The sequence below is a fragment of the Dactylosporangium sp. NPDC005555 genome (assembly GCF_040605635.1).
GTDB lineage: Bacteria > Actinomycetota > Actinomycetes > Mycobacteriales > Micromonosporaceae > Dactylosporangium.
Map to the genome: position 1 here is coordinate 1 of NZ_JBEXDG010000092.1, position 15,573 is coordinate 15,573.

At 72.9% G+C, this 15,573-nt stretch carries 14 protein-coding genes; 8 read left to right on the top strand and 6 right to left on the bottom strand.

The window, feature by feature from the left end; all coding sequences use genetic code 11:
* Positions 1-207: 207 nt before the first annotated feature.
* On the bottom strand, positions 208-1,266 hold the full coding sequence (locus ABZS58_RS47775) for a DUF2855 family protein (protein WP_354791138.1): 1,059 nt from the start codon (positions 1,264-1,266) through the stop codon (positions 208-210).
* A gap of 102 nt (positions 1,267-1,368) precedes the next feature.
* Entirely contained in the window at positions 1,369-4,119 is a 2,751-nt protein-coding gene (locus tag ABZS58_RS47780) for a beta-L-arabinofuranosidase domain-containing protein (RefSeq protein ID WP_354791140.1), read from the bottom strand.
* Positions 4,120-4,270: 151 nt separating this feature from the next.
* On the opposite strand from ABZS58_RS47780, the gene ABZS58_RS47785 reads away from it, so the two are divergent.
* Entirely contained in the window at positions 4,271-4,852 is a 582-nt protein-coding gene (locus tag ABZS58_RS47785; protein WP_354791142.1) for a TetR family transcriptional regulator, read from the top strand.
* Complete coding sequence (locus ABZS58_RS47790; protein ID WP_354791143.1) at positions 4,849-5,481, top strand: maleylpyruvate isomerase family mycothiol-dependent enzyme; 633 nt, start codon at positions 4,849-4,851, stop codon at positions 5,479-5,481. The genes ABZS58_RS47785 and ABZS58_RS47790 overlap by 4 nt, the downstream gene beginning before the upstream one ends.
* Here ABZS58_RS47790 and ABZS58_RS47795 read toward each other — a convergent pair.
* Positions 5,471-6,076, bottom strand: a complete 606-nt coding sequence (locus ABZS58_RS47795; RefSeq protein ID WP_354791144.1) for a VOC family protein — start codon at positions 6,074-6,076, stop codon at positions 5,471-5,473. The two genes, ABZS58_RS47790 and ABZS58_RS47795, sit on opposite strands and share 11 nt — an antisense overlap.
* Positions 6,077-6,169: 93 nt before the next feature.
* On the opposite strand from ABZS58_RS47795, the gene ABZS58_RS47800 reads away from it, so the two are divergent.
* Entirely contained in the window at positions 6,170-7,651 is a 1,482-nt protein-coding gene (locus ABZS58_RS47800) for a TerD family protein (RefSeq protein WP_354791146.1), read from the top strand.
* A 3-nt stretch (positions 7,652-7,654) separates the two neighbouring features.
* On the opposite strand, the gene ABZS58_RS47805 is transcribed toward ABZS58_RS47800, so the two are convergent.
* Positions 7,655-8,602 (bottom strand): NADP-dependent oxidoreductase, encoded by a 948-nt coding sequence (locus tag ABZS58_RS47805; protein WP_354791147.1) that lies wholly within the window; start codon positions 8,600-8,602, stop codon positions 7,655-7,657.
* 87 nt (positions 8,603-8,689) lie between these two features.
* On the opposite strand from ABZS58_RS47805, the gene ABZS58_RS47810 reads away from it, so the two are divergent.
* Entirely contained in the window at positions 8,690-9,289 is a 600-nt protein-coding gene (locus ABZS58_RS47810) for a helix-turn-helix domain-containing protein (protein ID WP_354791148.1), read from the top strand.
* Positions 9,290-9,342: 53 nt separating this feature from the next.
* Here the strand turns inward: ABZS58_RS47810 and ABZS58_RS47815 are convergent, their stop codons facing one another.
* Positions 9,343-10,572 (bottom strand): glutamate-cysteine ligase family protein, encoded by a 1,230-nt coding sequence (locus ABZS58_RS47815; RefSeq protein WP_354791149.1) that lies wholly within the window; start codon positions 10,570-10,572, stop codon positions 9,343-9,345.
* Between the two features lie 248 nt (positions 10,573-10,820).
* On the opposite strand from ABZS58_RS47815, the gene ABZS58_RS47820 reads away from it, so the two are divergent.
* Both ABZS58_RS47820 and ABZS58_RS47825 read left to right on the top strand, forming a co-directional pair.
* On the top strand, positions 10,821-11,327 hold the full coding sequence (locus ABZS58_RS47820; protein ID WP_354791150.1) for a GNAT family N-acetyltransferase: 507 nt from the start codon (positions 10,821-10,823) through the stop codon (positions 11,325-11,327).
* A gap of 67 nt (positions 11,328-11,394) precedes the next feature.
* Positions 11,395-11,796 (top strand): hypothetical protein, encoded by a 402-nt coding sequence (locus tag ABZS58_RS47825; protein ID WP_354791152.1) that lies wholly within the window; start codon positions 11,395-11,397, stop codon positions 11,794-11,796.
* Between the two features lie 7 nt (positions 11,797-11,803).
* Here ABZS58_RS47825 and ABZS58_RS47830 read toward each other — a convergent pair whose 3' ends face one another.
* The gene (locus tag ABZS58_RS47830) at positions 11,804-12,364 is read right to left on the bottom strand and encodes a DUF4386 family protein (protein WP_354791154.1); all 561 of its coding nucleotides are present in this window, start codon (positions 12,362-12,364) and stop codon (positions 11,804-11,806) included.
* Between the two features lie 106 nt (positions 12,365-12,470).
* On the opposite strand from ABZS58_RS47830, the gene ABZS58_RS47835 reads away from it, so the two are divergent.
* Together ABZS58_RS47835 and ABZS58_RS47840 are read left to right on the top strand one after the other, a co-directional pair.
* Positions 12,471-15,230 carry a BTAD domain-containing putative transcriptional regulator gene (locus tag ABZS58_RS47835; RefSeq protein ID WP_354791156.1) on the top strand — a complete coding sequence of 920 codons (2,760 nt, stop codon included), beginning with the start codon at positions 12,471-12,473 and terminating at the stop codon, positions 15,228-15,230.
* A complete protein-coding gene (locus tag ABZS58_RS47840) occupies positions 15,227-15,538 on the top strand; it encodes a hypothetical protein (RefSeq protein ID WP_354791157.1) in 312 nt (103 codons plus the stop codon). Before ABZS58_RS47835 ends, ABZS58_RS47840 begins: the two co-directional genes overlap by 4 nt.
* Positions 15,539-15,573: the final 35 nt, after the last annotated feature.

Here is a 15,573-nt window from a genome sequence, read left to right on the forward strand (position 1 = left end):
GATCGGCACCCGTACGCCACGATTCAGCATCGATACCCACGCACATCCCGAACCGGGACTTGACAAACCGCCACCACGAATTACGCGCCACCCTCTATGACGACACAAAGTCTTCCGGATCACGGGAAAGAGGTCAGTGTCGATGGTTGGACCGGGGAGTACCACGGTTCGGACGGTGATCTTCGGATTGGTGGGCGCTCGACCACATCAGAGGCGGATGACGCGGCCCACCCGTGGCGGGGTGCGGCCGGCGAGGACGTCGAGCCAGGCGGCGCGCAGCGCTTCCGGGCCTTCGCCGGTCTCGACGTCGACCCAGTCGCGGACCACGCCCGCGAAGCGGTGCCAGGCGTCGGCGAAGCGCTGGTCGAGACCGTCGCGGCCCCAGTCGGCGCTGCGCTTGCGTATCTGGTCCGGGGCGAAGAACACCTCGCCGGCGGCGAGAGCGTTGGGGACCTGACTGGTGAGGCCGACGGCGACGTCCCGGACCAGCAGCGAGCCGAACCGCGCCCGGACCGCGGCCCGGGTGGCCGAGGCGCCGGACAGGTCGAGGTAGGCGGCGGGCTCCACGTCGAGTGTGGCGATCCCGGAGTACGGCACCACCCGGTCGTAGCAGCCGAGGGACTCGGTGAAGGCGACGTTCCCCGGCGACGTCAGGCCGATCAGGCGTGGGCCACGGCCGCGCAGCTCGAAGGCGGCGGCGTATGCGGTCTTGCTCGACGCGGAGGACAGCAGCAGCGTCGACGCGCCGTAGCAGTCGTTGTCGAGGAACCGGTCGGCCAGCATGAACGAGGTGAAGAACAGCGGCCGGAACAGCACCAGCAGGTCTTCCTGGTCGGCGCGGTAAACGGGGTCGCCGGTCGTCAGCCGGTACGCGTTGTACGGCGACGGCAGCGAAGCCCGGTGCGGGGAGCCGTCGCGGAAGCCGGTGCCGTCGACGCGGACGGGCCGCACGACGAGATGGCTGGCCGGCGGCAGGTAGCCGTAGACACGTTGGCCGGCCTCGACGCCCGGCACCGCCGACGCCACCACCGACGCGAAGCCCCACAGCGGCACCAGGCCCAGGTCCGCGGAGCGCGGGAAGAACTGCCAGTAGCGCATCGCGTCGCCGAGGACCGCATAGGTGACGTTGTTGGCGGTCATCCCGACCAGGTCCACCCGGAGCAACGCCTCGCCGTCGGCGAGGGAAGCGTCCGAAGGGACCGGCTCTGAAGACAGCGTCGTGCGGGCGAGGTCGTCACGGGCCACGGCAAGCGTCCAACCTGACATGACGTGACGCTAACAACAAACAGGCAGTGGAAGGCGGGGCGGCGGGTGACATGTGCCATCCCGCCGCCGAAGAGCGGGTCCACAACACAGAAGTGAGACGGACTACACGAAGCGCCAGAGGTGGTCGTTGGTGCCGTTGTCGTCCCAGATGAGCGCCTGCGCGCCCTGCGCGGTCGACGCGCCGCTGACGCCGAGGACCCGTCCGCCGCTGGCGGCCTGGATCCGGAAGTAGCCGTTGCTGCCGTACCGCAGCCGCCAGCGACGATCGGCGGACGACGTGTCCGCGAGTTGGACTGCCCTGGCGCCGTTGGCGGTGCCCGCGTTCTCGACCCCGAGGACGAGGCCGCTGTTGGCGTTGCGGAGCCGGATGTAGCCGCCGGAGTCGGCGACGGCGGTCCACAGGTGGTCGGCGGTGCCGGTGTCGCCCCACTGCAGGACCAGGGCGCCGCTCGCGGTGGACATGTCGGTGACGCCGAGGACGAGGCCGCTGCCCAGGTTCTGGATGCGGCGGGCCCCGCCCGGCAGCAGGCGCCACAGGTTGTCGGTGCTGCCGTCGTCGGCGGTCTGCACGGCCTGGCCGCCGTTGGCGGTCGAGTTGTTCAGGATGCCCAGGACGAGGCCGCTGTTGACGTTGCGGAGCTTGTGGTTGCCGTCGCCGTTGTCGACGATCGTCCAGCGGTGGTCGGCGGTGCCGTTGTCGGCCCACTGCAGCGCCACGGCGTTCACCGCGGTCGACATGTTCTGGATGCCCAGCACACGAGCGCTGTTGAGGTTGCGCAGCCGGACGGCGGCCCCGTCGACGACGAGTTCCCAGTTGTGGTCAGGGGTGCCGTTGTCCGTCCACTGCAGCGCCAGGCCGCCGTCGGCGGTGGACATGTTCTGCACGCCGAGGACCAGCCCGCTGGCGGCGTTGACCAGCCGGTAGTTCGGCACCGACGATGCGCCGTCGGCGCTCCAGTAGACGGCGTAGTTGTAGCCGTGCGCGTCCTGGAACGGGTTGAGCGCAACGGTCGCGCCGCCCGCGGTGGCGGTGAAGGCGAGCGACCCGCTGCCGGTGCGGGTGACCGACGACGTGGTGAGCGCGGGCGGCGCCGACAGGGTGGTGTTGCCGTAGTTGCCAGCGAGGACGACCGGGCCGTAGGTGACGGCGACGACGTTGGCGTTGTCGTTGGCGGGGCGGACCGCCACGGCCATCGGCAGCCGCACGGTGACGGTGTCGCCGGAGGTCCACGACCGGGTCAGCGACGCGTAGGTGCCAGGCATGGTCGCGATGCTCTGCGCGGTGCCGTTGACGCTGACCGTCGCCCCTGAAGTCCACGACGGGATGCGGATCCGCATGGTCCACGAGCCGCTGACGCTGCCGGCGACCTGCAGCGTGGTGGTGTCGCTGACCGGGTACGTGGTGGTCTGCGTGACCGTGATCCCGCGCTGCGACCAGGTCAGCACCGACGGCGTGAACAGGTTCACGGTCAGCGTGGTGCCGTTGTAGAAGTAGATGGACTCCATCAGCTTCGTGTTGGTCTCCACGCCGGTGCCCTGGCAGCACCAGAAGCTGTCGTAGTCGGTGCTCCACGTGCCGCCGCCCCACGCCGGGCCGACGCCGCGCCGCCCGCCGGGCCGCAGGGGCGTGAAGTAGGTGACGTGGCCGTGGCTGTCGGCGGGGTTCTGCGCGCCGATGAGATGGTTGAGCAGGGCGCGTTCGTAGAAGTCGAAGTAGCCGGCGTTGCCCGGGTCCAGCAGCCAGAGCTCTTTCGTCAGTTTCAGCATGTTGTACGAGTTGCACTGCTCGCACGTGTCGTTGGTCAGGAATCCGGCGATCGCGTTCGGGCCGCGGAAGTGCTCGGCCTGGCTGTTGCCGCCGATGACGTACGTGTGCGCGTTGACGGTGATGTTCCAGGCGTTGACGGCGATGTCGCGGTAGCGGGTCGTGCCGGTCGCCTTGTATTCGCGGGCGGCGCCGATCCACTTCGGCACCTGGGTGTTGGCGTGCAGCCCGTTGAGCTGGTCGGAGTTCGAGGCGAGTGGATTGAAGACGGCGTTGTGGTCGAAGCGTTGGGCCGCGATGAGCCAGCGGTTGTCATTGGTCTGCTGGTACAGGTCGGCGAGGACCGCGTTCATGCCGCCGAACTCGACGCCGAGCGTGGTCTGCTGCTGCGAGGCGCTGAGCCGGCCGGTGCGCCAGTCGACCCAGCCGGCGAGTGCGAGGAGCACGTCGCGGGCCTGGGTGCTGCCGATCAGCCGCCAGACATCGAGGAGCCCGGCGAGGGTCTTGTGGATGCAGTACCAGGGGACGTTGCCGTTGCTCAGGGTGCCGGCTTCCAGGGCGGTGAAGTCGGACTCCGCAAAGCCCGACAGGTAGCCGGTGTTGAAGCCGGCGGCGGCGTTGTTGGCCTGGCAGGCCGCGAGGGCGGCGACCATGGCGTTGGCCTTGTCCCGGCAGGTGGTGTCGCCGAGGACGGCGTAGGCCTGAGCCCACGCGGTGAGCAGGTGGCCCTGCATGTGGGTGCGGAACGGGAAGGTCGGCGCGTCCCAGCCGCCGGTCGCGGCGGCGCCGCCGGTGGACAGCCGGTGGTTGGCCCGGAAGTTGTAGACGAGCCGGTTGACGTCGACGAACCGCAGATACGCGAGGGTACGGTTCTGGTTGTCGAGCCAGCGGCCGGTGGTCAGCCGCACCTGCCCGAGGTCGAACGCGTAGGCGGAGACGCCGATGTCGGCGCGGGCCGGGGCGAGGGCGGCGCCGGCGGCGGTGACCTCGCCGATCAGGGGCGCGGCCGCGGTGCCCGCGACGGTCGCGGCGGTGAGGGCGCCGGTGGTCTGCAGCAGCCGGCGGCGGCTGACGCTGGGTTGGGCCATGGGGTGTGGTCCTCTCAGGCGTGTTAGCGCTCACATCAACGGCGGGAAGTGTTAGCGCTCACATCTTTCGGCAGAGCGTGCCAGAGAAGCCCCGGCAGTTCAAGAGAAACTACGGTTGTAGTCTCCAGCACTACTAACGTAGTATTCGAGCATGGGAAGCCGCCGCGAAGACCTGCTCGACGCCGCGATCGCCGTGCTCGGAGAGCGGGGCATCCATGCGCTCACCCACCGCGCCGTCGACACGGCCGCCGGACTGCCGGCCGGCTCCACGTCCAACCACTTCCGCACCCGGGACGCGCTGCTCGACGCGGTCGTCGAGCGGTTCGCCGCCCGCGAGCGCGCCAACTGGGAGGAGCTCGCGGCCAGGCTGGCACCCACCACGCCGCGGGAGCTGGCGACGGCCCTGGCCGAGTTCGCGCACCAGGCGACGGGCGAGCAGCGCACGCTGACCCTGGCCCGCTACGCGATCCTCGTCCAGGCCGGGATCCAGCCGGCGCTGCGCGTACAACTGGAGACCACCGGAGCCAGGGTCAACGCCTGGTTCCTCAACTGGATGCGCACCGCAGGCTCGACCGACCCCGAGCGAGACGCGCCGATCATCATGAACCACTGGACGGGGGTCGTCCTGCACCAGCTCGCGATGCCGGACCCGGCGTTCGACCCGTCCGGACAGCTCACCGCGCTCGTCACCACCGTCATCCGTCCCCGCGCCGCGGAGGTACCGGCACCATGAACCGTGACCAGATCTGGCAGGCCATCGACGCCCAGCGCACCGCCGTCGCCGACCTGCTGGAGACCCTGACCGACGAGGAGTGGCGGCGGCCGTCACTGTGCGACGGATGGACGGTCCGTGACGTCGCCGCGCACCTGACGCTGCAGGAGATGGGGCCGTCCGCCGCGCTCGGGATGCTGCGGCACTGGCGTGGCAGCATGGACCGGACCATCCAGCACGCGGCCGTGCGCCGCGCCACCGCGTTCACCACCGGTCAGATCGTCGCCGGGATCCGCCGTACCATCGGATCCCGCAGACACAACGTCGGCGTCACTCACCTGGAGACGCTCGCCGACATCCTCGTGCACGGCCAGGACATCGCGGTGCCGCTCGGCAGGCAGTTGGACATGCCGGTCGACGCGGCGGCGGTCGCGGCCACGCGGGTGCTGACGATGAAATTTCCACCGCCGCTGCCGTCGGCGAGGAAGGTCGCCGGGTTCCGGCTCGTCGCCACCGACACGTCGTGGACCGCCGGGGACGGGCCCGAAGTCCGCGCCCCGATGGCTGCACTGCTCCTGCTCGCGTGCGGGCGACTGACCGCGCTGCCGCAGCTGTCCGGCGACGGCGCGGCGGCCGTGCTCAGCTCTTGAGGCCGGCCGCTTCGGCCATGTGCCGGGCGTACCACGCCGGCCAGTTCTCGTCGGCGCGGCCCAGCTCCTGCTCGTGGCGGCCGTGCGCCGCCGCCGCGTCGCGCAGCGCCTGCTCCAGCTCGCCCACGGAGCCGTAGATGGCGTGGTCGACCCGGCCCGGCAGCCGGCGGGTGATCTCCTGCAGCACGAACAGGTTGCCGTCCGGGTCGGTGAACGAGGCGAACGACGCGTAGGACCGCCGCTGCGGATCCGGGCCAGGCACCCGCGCCTCGGTGCCCGCGTGGTGGAACACGCCGCCCGCGTCGTGGAACACCTCGCTGACCTCCACCCCGCGGGTCGCCAGCTCCTTCTGCGCGGCGATCACGTCGTCGACGACCATGTGCACGCCCCGCGCGGAGCCGGGCGCGGCGTCGGTGACCCGGTCGCCGAAGATGATCGACGTGGTCGACCCCGGCGGGGTGACCTGCACGACCCGGAACCCACCCTCGCCGGAGAAGTCGGCGTCCTCCCGGAAGCCGATCCCGCGGTAGAAAGCCTTCGCCCGGTCGACGTCGGCGACCGGCAGCACGACGAGCTCAATCTTCAGGTCCACCATGGCCGCTCACTGCCCATTCCGGGGCACATCTACCGTCCCCGCACGACCCGGGCGCGCGCCGTATCGTGGTGCGTTGACGGGGAGGATGGTCGTATGTCGATGCTCAAGGGTGCGAACCTGCCGGTGCGGGTGCCTGCGGTCCGGGCCGTGCTGGGATGGCAGACCGGGCCCGGGGTGCCCGACGCCGACGGGTCCGCGTTGCTGCTGGTCAGCAACAAGGTCCGCAACGACGACGACTTCGTCTTCTACAACCAGCCCGCGCATCCGGCCGGCGCGGTCCGGCACGAGGGCAAGACCACCAGCGGCAGCCTGGTCACGGACACGGTGTTCGTCGACCTGACCAGGGTCGAGCCGGCGGTGGAGCGCATCGTCCTGGCCGCGTCCGCCGACGGCGGGACGTTCGGCAAGGTCCCCGGCCTGCACATCCGGCTCCTGGACGGGGCGACGGGCGCCGAGGTCGCGCGCTTCGACAGCCCCGGTGCCACGACCGAGACGGCGTTCATTTTCGGCGAGTTGTACCGGCGGGCCGGCCAGTGGAAGTTCCGTGCGGTCGGCCAGGGCTACGACTCGGGCCTGGCGGGACTGGCCCGCGACTTCGGCATCTCCGTGGACGACGGGCCCGCACCCGCACCCGCTCCGGCCACGCAGGGGTGGCCGTCGGTGACCGTGACCGGGCCGGACGGGCAGCCGCAGCAGATCGGGCTGCCCGCCACCGTCCACCCACCGACCGCCCCACCACCAATGGCCCCGCCGATGCCGCCCGCGCGCGTCGACCCGCCGACCGCCGCGGTCCCGCCGCCGGTCACGTATCCCACCCCGCCGGTCACGTATCCCGCCCCGCCAGTCGCGCCGCCGGTGGCACCGCCCATGACCTCTCCAGCCGCATCTCATGCCGCGCCTCATGCCGCGCCGATGGCGCCGCCGGCCGGGCCGGTGCGGCTGTCCAAGGTGACGCTCACCAAGCAGGCGCCGACGGTGTCCCTCGCCAAGCAGGGCGGCGCGTCGGGGGCGATGCGGGTCAACCTCAACTGGAGCATGCGGCCACTCGGCAAGCGCGGCCTGTTCGGCAAGCAGAAGACCGCCCATCTGCCGGACCTGGATCTCGACCTGTGCTGCCTGTGGGAGCTCGTCGACGGCCGCAAGGGCATCGTCCACCCGCTCGACAACATGTTCGGGCAGCTCAACGACGCACCGTACATCATGCTGGACGGCGACGACCGTACCGGCGCGAACGAGGCCGGCGAGAACCTGACGATCAACCTCGACCACACGGCGAAGTTCCGCCGGATCCTCATCTACGCGAACATCTACGACGGCGCCGACTCGTTCGCCGGGCTCGACGCGGTCGCGACCCTGTATCCGCAGCACGGCGCCCCGATCGAGATGCGGCTCGACGAGTGCACGGTGATGTCGCGGGCCGGCGTCCTGTTCCTCATCGAGAACATCAACGGCGAGCTCGTGGTGCGGCGCGAGTCGCGGTACATCATCCCGGCGCCCGGCCAGTTCCGGAACCAGGCCGTCGACCTCGCCTACAACTGGGGCCTGGAGTGGGTCGCCGCGGCACCCAAGACCTGACGGTCACATGACGACGACGAGCTTGCCGGTGGTGTGCCGGCGCTCGAAGTCGACGCACGCCCGCGCGCCCTCGTCCAGGGTGTACCGGCGGCCGATCGTCGCACGGAGCCCGTCCTCGGCGATCTCGCGCATGCCGCCATGGACACCCTCCATGTCGAGGACGAACCTGAGCTCGACGTCGTCGCGACCGATCCAGTCCTGCTCCGGCACCGGGAACGTGATGGTGAGCAGCCGCCCGCCGGACCGGACCGCGGCGGCGACGCCGGTGAGCCGGTCGCTGGGCAGGGTGAGGTTGAAGGCGGCGTCGACCTCCTCCGGGTAGCCGGTGTACCCGATGACCTCCGTGGCACCGAGCCCGCGGACGAGGTCGGCGTCCTCGGCGGTGGCGGTCGCGACGACCGTCACCCCCGCGGCGGCGAGCAGCGGCACGAGGGTCGTGCCGACGCCGCCGGTCGCCCCGACGACCAGGACCCGCTCGCCGGGCCGCACGCCGGCGGTGGCCATCAGCGCCCGAGCGGCCAGCCCGACGGTGGGCAGCGCCGCGGCCTGCTCGACCGTCAGGCCGGCGGGCCGGTGCGCGACGAACGGCGTGCCGGCCTCGACGACCGTGTATTCGGCGAGGGTGCCGGTGCTCATCGACGGCCGCGGGCCGAGCATGGGGCGGATCGCCCGCGGCGCGGCGTAGCCGAAGATCTCGTCGCCCTCGGCGTAGCCGGTCACGCCCGGTCCGATCGCCGTGACGGTGCCGGCGAAGTCGTTGCCCGGTACATGCGGAAACGACAGCGCGGCGAGGTCCCGGAACCGCCCGCCGGGGATGACGATGTCGCCGGGGTTGACCGAGGCGGCGGCGACGCGCACCTGGAGCTGCCCCGGCCCGGGCTCGGGCACCGGGAGTTCGCCCACCGTGTACTGCTCCGGTGGGCCGTAGTCACTGACGACGACTGCGCGCATTGCGTCCCCCTAAACGGACCGCTCGGTCATGTTCCGCGCTGAGGCTGCCATAAACGGACCGCGCGGTCAACTTGTACGATGGGCGTCATGACGACCGGCCGCCCCCTGCGCGCCGACGCCGCGCGCAACCGGGCGTCGCTGCTGGCGGCCGCCGCCGACGAGTTCGCGGAGCGGGGCCTGGACGCGTCGGTCGCCGACATCGCCCGCCGGGCCGGCGTCGGCAAGGGCACGGTGTTCCGGCACTTCGCGACGAAGGACGACCTGATCGCGGCGATCGTGCTCGACCGGGTCGACGAGCTCACGACCGCCGGTGAGCGGCTCCGCGGCGCGGCGGATCCGGGCGCCGCGCTCCTGGAGTTCCTGACCGTCGCCGCGCATCAGCGGCAGCAGCGCGACCTGTCCTTCCTGCACGGCGCCGGCGACGTCGACCCGGCGGTGACCGAGGCGCGCGACCGGATGTACCGCACCGTCGACGACCTGGTCGCCCGGGCGCGCGAGCACGGCGCGCTGCGCGACGACGTCACCGGCACCGACGTCGTCCTGCTGATGTGCGCGCCGAACTACGTGGCGAGCTACGCGCCGGGCGCGTCACCCGACCTGTGGCGGCGCTATCTCGGCATCCTTTTCGACGGGCTCCGCCCGCAGGGCGCCCACCCGCTTCCCGAGCCGCCGCCCGCCGCACTCTGACCCGTCAGGTCCACAGTGGATGAACACGTCCACTGTGGACCTGGCGGATGCCGTCACGGGTGGAGATGGGGCCAGGCCTGACGGAACCGGTGGTCGACGGTGGACGCCACCTCGTCGTGGAGTCCGCCGGGCAGTCCGTCGCGCTCCAGCACCCGCAGCGCCAGGTCGAGCACCGCCGGTGCGGTCCGGGCGACGACCGCGTCGGTGAGCCCGTAGCGGGCCGCCTCGAGCCAGCGACCGGCGGCCGGCGCGCACAGGTCGCGGGCCGTGTCGATCGTGGACCGGTCGGCGAGCAGCGCGGCGAGCACCGCGACCGGCGCGAACCAGTCACCGCCCGGCTGGGTGTCCAGATACCGGATCTGGAGGTGACCGCGGGGGCGCACGAGCGGGAACAGCGTGCCGAGGTGATAGTCGAGGTCGTCATACGTGGGACGGCCGGGCAGCGCACCGGTGATCCAGTCGGCGAACGTGACGCCGGGCCGGACCGCCCAGCTGCCGGTGGGGCGGCGGACGCAGAGCAGCGGCGCCCGCAGCGCGTAGCGGGCCCAGGCCCGCGCGGGGTCGGCGCCGTCGGCGACCGTGCCGGCCCGGCCGGGGTCGATCCCATACCAGGTGCGCATGCGGGTGGACGCCCAGCCGGTGTCGCGGCCGGCGTGCACCGGCGAGTTGGCGAACACGGCGAGCAGCGTCGGGCCGAGCTCGTGCACGGCGGCCCACCGGTCGGCGAGGCCGTCTGCGGGTCCCGCGGCGATCTCCGGCCGCAGCCCGGCGGTGGCGCACATCATGGTGCGGCCGTCGCTGCTGCGTCGTGCGAAGGAGGCGGCCATCGCCTGATACCGCCGGGAGGACAGGACCCGCCGCGCGCTGCGGTGCGGGTCGATCCCGGCGCCGGAGAGCCGGAGCCCGCCGCGGGTGACCATCTCGGTGAGCTGGCCGAGCTCGGTGTTGACCGTGGTGTGCAGCCGCGCGAGGGTGGCCTGCGGCCTGGCCACGAGGCGGATCTGGCCGCCGGGGGCGATGTCGAGGCGGCCGCCGTGCCGCAGGGGCAGGTGCGGGCCGTCGGGGGCGATGGTGGGCGGGGCGTGCCCGGCGAGGGTGGTGGCGAGCGCCGCGGTGTCCAGCGGCGCGGCCGGATGCTCGGGGGTGTGGGCGATGTGCTCGACTTCGACGCCGACGGGCGCGGGTGGGCCGGTCTTGAAGCAGATCGACGCGATGTAGCCCTCCGCGTCTTCGATCTGCCGGATCCCGGCATCCGCATCGATCGGGTGCGGTGCGGTCCTCATACCGACGGATCGTACCGCCGACCCGGCTCCGGAATCACCACCTGCACATCCGGGGCAACTGTCGGTAAGATGCGCGGGTCACGCGCGGACGGCGACGGCAAGGACCCGGTGCCGGGAGTGTCCGGGGTGCGCGGCCAGACGACCATGTGCCGGCGGCGACCGCGGCATGGGTGCCGCGTCGTTCGTGGGCGAACAGTTCGCAGACCTATCGCCACTCGTTCAGCTGATCCCCGGTGCAGGATGGGACGATGTCGACAGTGATACGCCCCGTGCGGGCGGGAGACGGGCCGGGACGGGCCAGGGTGTGGCAGGAAGCCGGCACGTTCTTCGCCGCCCTGGAGCCCGGCGTCTTGCAGGAGCCGCAGCCGGACGGGCTCGTGGAGTGGCACGAGGACCTCTACGAGCGCACCTCGGCGGACCCGGCGACGCTGATGCTGGTCGCCGAGACCGCCGGGGAGATCGTCGGGACGGCGGTGGCCCGGGTCCACGAGCCGCTGCCGTCCGCGCGCTGGCAGCTGCAGCGGGACCTCGCGCACCGCAGGGTCCACGTCGACGCCCTCGCCGTGATCGGCGCCGCCCGCCGCAACGGGGTCGGGGCGGCGCTGATGTCCGAGGTCGAGCGCTGGGCCGTCGAGCAGGGCGCCACGGTGGTCACCCTGGAGACGCACCTCAGCAACCCGACGTCCATGCCCTTCTACGAGCAGCGCATGGGCTACTCCCCCCGGGAGGTGGTGTTCCGCAAGGAACTGCGTTGACCCGCGACCCGCCCGGCCGCACAGTGGGTGCGTGCCGGACGAGCCGTGGGACACCTACAATCGCGGCGTGCCGCGGTCTGGCTGGTCGTATCCGGTCGGCCGGTCGATCGTGGAGTCCTCGTTGCGGGCCGCGGGCGTCCACCTGCTCTCGCTCGATTTCCGTGCCACCGGCGGCGACGGCCCGGACGTGCTGCTGCTGTCGGCCGACCGCTACTCGGACATCGGCACCAACCCCGGCCTGCGGCGCGGAACCCCCGACCGCTCACGCGCCTGCCTGTCCCTCTACACGGTGCCGAGCGCACTGCGCCCCGGTGCCCGGGTCGCGCTCCTCGACGAGGGTGTCGTGGACCGGGCCTGCGCGTGGCTGGCCGCCGCCGAGCGCGCGAACCCGACCTGGCTCGACAAGTCCCACGCGTGGACCGCATGGTTGATCGACAGCCGCATCCGCTTCGTGGAGACGGAACGCTGAGCGGCGGCTACCGGCCGGCGGAGGCGTGCTCACGGAGCGGTTCCCCGGCCGGCTGCGCGCGGAAGCCCTTCGTCAGCAGCCATACCGCGAGGACCATCTCGTTCAGGCCGAGCGGGGCGACCAGCAGGCCGTGGACGGTCGAGGTCGGGGTGAGCACGCCGAGCAGGACCAGGACCGCGTCCACCAGGTACGGGACGACCGCGACCAGCGCCCAGCCCGAGATCCACCGCGGGACCAGGCGCGAGCGGTACAGCAGGACATTGAGCAGCAGCGCGCTCAGGCAGAAGAAGAGCGCGTGCGGCGCGTAGTCGAAATCCGGCTGTGTCGCGGGCACCAGCAGGACCACCTCGACGGTCCGCGCCGCGACGTAGGCCACCGCCAGGGCCTCGCCGTGGACCTTGAGCACCGGGAAGAGCACGGGCGGGATCATCACGATCGCGGCGCCCATCACCAGCACCATCAGGGCGCTGCCGCCGGCGGACCGGTCCAGCAGCGCGGCGCTGAGCACGCCGGCCGCCGTCGCCGTGATGAAGAGCCCGCCGGTCACCCGGGCGGTCGTTCGATACATGTTCGCTCCCTCGATCCGATGCAGGAGCCGAGTAGAGCCGCCGCCGGTGTGCGGCTGGTTGGGAACGGGCTTGCCCGCGGGGAGCGGGGCGTGCCAAGCTCGCGCTGTGGTGCGGATCGGTCTGCTCGGTGGTGTCCGCGTCACCACCGGCGACGGCGCGCCGGTCGACGTCGGCTCGGCGAAGACGCAGACGCTCCTGGCCGCCCTGGCGCTGTCCCCGGGCACGCCGCTGCCGGAGGCCCGCCTGATCGACCTCGTCTGGGGTGACGAGCCGCCCCGCACCGCGCACAAGACCCTCCAGTGGCACATCGCCCAGCTGCGCAAGGGTCTCGGCGCCGACGCGATCGCCCGGGTCGGCGACGCGTACCGGCTCGACGTGGCACCCGACGCGGTCGACGTGGCCCGGTTCCAGCGGCACGCCCGCGACGGCGACCCGGGCACCGCGCTCACCCACTGGGGCGGGGCGCCCCTGGCGGGGCTGGACGCGCCGGGGCTGGCCGCCGCGGTCGCGGGGCTCACCGAGCAGTGGCTGGCGACGGTCGAGACCGACCTCGAGCGCCGCGCCGGGGCCGACCCTCGCGGGACCGCCGGGGCGCTCGCCGAGTTCGCCGAGCAGCACCCGCTGCGGGAGAGCGCGTGGGGTCTGCTGATGACGACGCTGTACCGGCTGGGCCGTCAGGCGGACGCCCTCGCGGCGTACCGGCGCGCCCGCCACCACCTCGTCGACCAGGCAGGTGTCGAGCCGGGGCCGGCCCTGCGTGACCTCGAGGCCCGCATCCTCGGCCACGACGCCACCCTCCTCGACACGGCGGTCCACAGTCCGGAGGCGCGGGGCTCGACGCTGCCGCTGGCCGTCGGCAGGCTCATCGGCCGCGACGCGGACCTGCGCGCGGTCGCCGAGGCGGGGGCGCCGGTCGTGACCCTGGTCGGGCCGGGCGGGATCGGCAAGACCCAGCTGGCCCTCGCCGCCGCCCGCGGGCAGGAGCGCGAAGCGTGGTTCGTCGAGCTCGCCGGGATCGCGGCGCCGGCGGATGTACCCCTCGCGGTCGCCGACACGATCGGCGCCGCCAACCGGCCGGGGCAGAGCGTTACCCAGTCGATCGTCACCGCCCTGCGGGCCAGGCGTGCGCTGCTGGTCCTCGACAACTGCGAGCACGTCCTCGACGGCGCGGCCACCCTCGCGCAGGCCGTCGTCGACGGCTGCCCGCAGGTCAGGGTCCTGGCCACGTCGCGGGAGCGGCTCGCCGTCGCCGGTGAGCAGGTCCTCGTCGTCGGGCCCCTCGACGCGGCCGCCGGCGCGGAGCTCTTCCACGCCCGGGCCGTCGCCGCCGACCGCACCTACGACGCCCTCGCCCATCGGGCGGCCGTCGACGAGCTCTGCCGCCGGCTCGACGGCATCCCCCTCGCCATCGAGCTGGCCGCGGCCCGCACCGTCAGCCACCGCCCGGAGGACCTCGTCGCCCGCCTCGACGACCACCTCCTGGGGGTCGGCGGCCGGCGGGTCGGCGCGGCGCGGCACCGCACGCTGCGGGCGGCGATCCAGTGGTCGTACGACCTGATCACCCAGGACGAGCAGACGCTCCTGCGGGAGCTGTCGGTCTTCGCCGCCCCCTTCGACCTCCGTGCCGCCGAGGCCGTCACCGAGGTGCCCGATGCCGACGGCGTGCTCGGTGACCTCGTCGGCCGGTCGATGGTCACCGTCGCGTTCGGGCCGGCCGGGCGGCGGTTCCGCCTGCTGGAGACCGTGCGCCAGTTCGCCGCGGGGCACCTGCGCGAGCGGGGCGCCGCCGACGTCGTCGCCGGCCGGCACGCCCGGTGGTGCGCCGGCGAGGTCGCCGGCATCCACGGCATGCTTGCCGGCCCCGGCGAGGCGAGCGGCGTCGAGCGCCTCGCCGAGCTGTGGCCGAACCTCCGCGCCGCGGTCACGTGGGCACGGACGACCGGCGACGCCGGCCTCGCCGACGCGCTGGTCCGGCCGCTCGTCACCGAGCTGCCGCTGCGGGGCCGCCAGGAGCTCGGCGACTGGGCCGAGCTGATCCTGGCGATGACGACCGCCGGCGACCCGGACCTGCGCGCGTTCTGGCTGCTGTGGGTCGCGGAGCGGCACACGCAGAACGCGAACCCCGACGGCTACCGCGAGGCCGCCGACCGCTACGGCGCGTCCGAGGGGCCGTTGCGCCGCTGGGCGGACGCGTACACGAGCGGCGACGGCGAAACGCTGCGGCGATGCCTGCCCGACGCGGTCGCCGACCTGCACCGGCAGGGCGAGCCTGACCTGGCGGCGTTCCTGGAGCTGGCGTCGGCGGGGACGCTGCTGGGCATCGGGGGCTTCGCGCACGTCGACGCCGCCGTCGGCGCGCTCGCGGACCGGCACCGCGCCGGCGGGCCGCCGACCCTGCTGCACTGGGCGTTGCAGACCCTTGCGTACTCGGCCGCGTTCCAGGGCCGCTCCACCGACGCCGAACGCTACTTCGACGAGGCCGCGGGCGTCGACGTCCCGCCCGGCACGCTGTCGGCGAACACGACCGCCGAGGCCCGCTCCGCCTTCCGGCGCGGCGAGCGGCCACGGGCGCTGCGGCTGCTGCGCGCGTACGTCGGCGAACTCCTCGACACGGGCAACGTCGTCGCCGCCAGCGTGGTCTGCATCGAGTTCGTCAACATGACCGCCGCCCTCGACCGGCCCGCCGAAGCGTCGCACATGTTCGGTTACCTTTCGGCCGCGAACGACTTCGGCGCGATGGCCGCCCGCACCCTGATCCCGCAGGCCGCCCGGCTGACCGTCCACGATGGACCCCGCATCGACGACCGGGCGGCGCTGCGGTACATGCGCGACGTCCTCGACGAGCTGATCGCGGCCCTCCCGTGACGGCACCCTCGGAACTCGCGCTGCGGGACTGGGTCCGGACGCGGCTCAACACCTCGATCGTGCGGGAGCTCGCCACCCTCGACCACGGCATGAAGGTCGACGAGCACCGCCGGGCCATCGAGGAGCTGCTCGTCGCGCGGCGGCTGCCGGACGAGCTCGACTGGGTGCCGCGCGAGGTCCTCGAACTGTCGGCCCACACCGTGTGCACCGAACGGGATCCGGTGCCGGGGTCGGCCGGCTGGCGCGGCCACGTCGCGCGCCTCTTCTCCTGCCTGGTGCTCACCCGCATCACGGGGTGGCGTCGATGACGTGGTGCGGCGTGTGCTGACGGTGTTCGCGGCCG

Bases quoted from the DNA above. Each gene is read 5' to 3' on its own strand.
- ABZS58_RS47810 (WP_354791148.1), top strand. From the start codon at position 8,690: ATGACGACCGGCCGCCCCCTGCGCGCCGACGCCGCGCGCAACCGGGCG.
- ABZS58_RS47790 (WP_354791143.1), top strand. From the start codon at position 4,849: ATGAACCGTGACCAGATCTGGCAGGCCATCGACGCCCAGCGCACCGCC.
- ABZS58_RS47785 (WP_354791142.1), top strand. From the start codon at position 4,271: ATGGGAAGCCGCCGCGAAGACCTGCTCGACGCCGCGATCGCCGTGCTC.
- ABZS58_RS47815 (WP_354791149.1), bottom strand. From the start codon at position 10,572: ATGAGGACCGCACCGCACCCGATCGATGCGGATGCCGGGATCCGGCAG.
- ABZS58_RS47830 (WP_354791154.1), bottom strand. From the start codon at position 12,364: ATGTATCGAACGACCGCCCGGGTGACCGGCGGGCTCTTCATCACGGCG.
- ABZS58_RS47800 (WP_354791146.1), top strand. From the start codon at position 6,170: ATGTCGATGCTCAAGGGTGCGAACCTGCCGGTGCGGGTGCCTGCGGTC.
- ABZS58_RS47820 (WP_354791150.1), top strand. From the start codon at position 10,821: ATGTCGACAGTGATACGCCCCGTGCGGGCGGGAGACGGGCCGGGACGG.
- ABZS58_RS47805 (WP_354791147.1), bottom strand. From the start codon at position 8,602: ATGCGCGCAGTCGTCGTCAGTGACTACGGCCCACCGGAGCAGTACACG.
- ABZS58_RS47775 (WP_354791138.1), bottom strand. From the start codon at position 1,266: ATGTCAGGTTGGACGCTTGCCGTGGCCCGTGACGACCTCGCCCGCACG.
- ABZS58_RS47780 (WP_354791140.1), bottom strand. From the start codon at position 4,119: ATGGCCCAACCCAGCGTCAGCCGCCGCCGGCTGCTGCAGACCACCGGC.
- ABZS58_RS47795 (WP_354791144.1), bottom strand. From the start codon at position 6,076: ATGGTGGACCTGAAGATTGAGCTCGTCGTGCTGCCGGTCGCCGACGTC.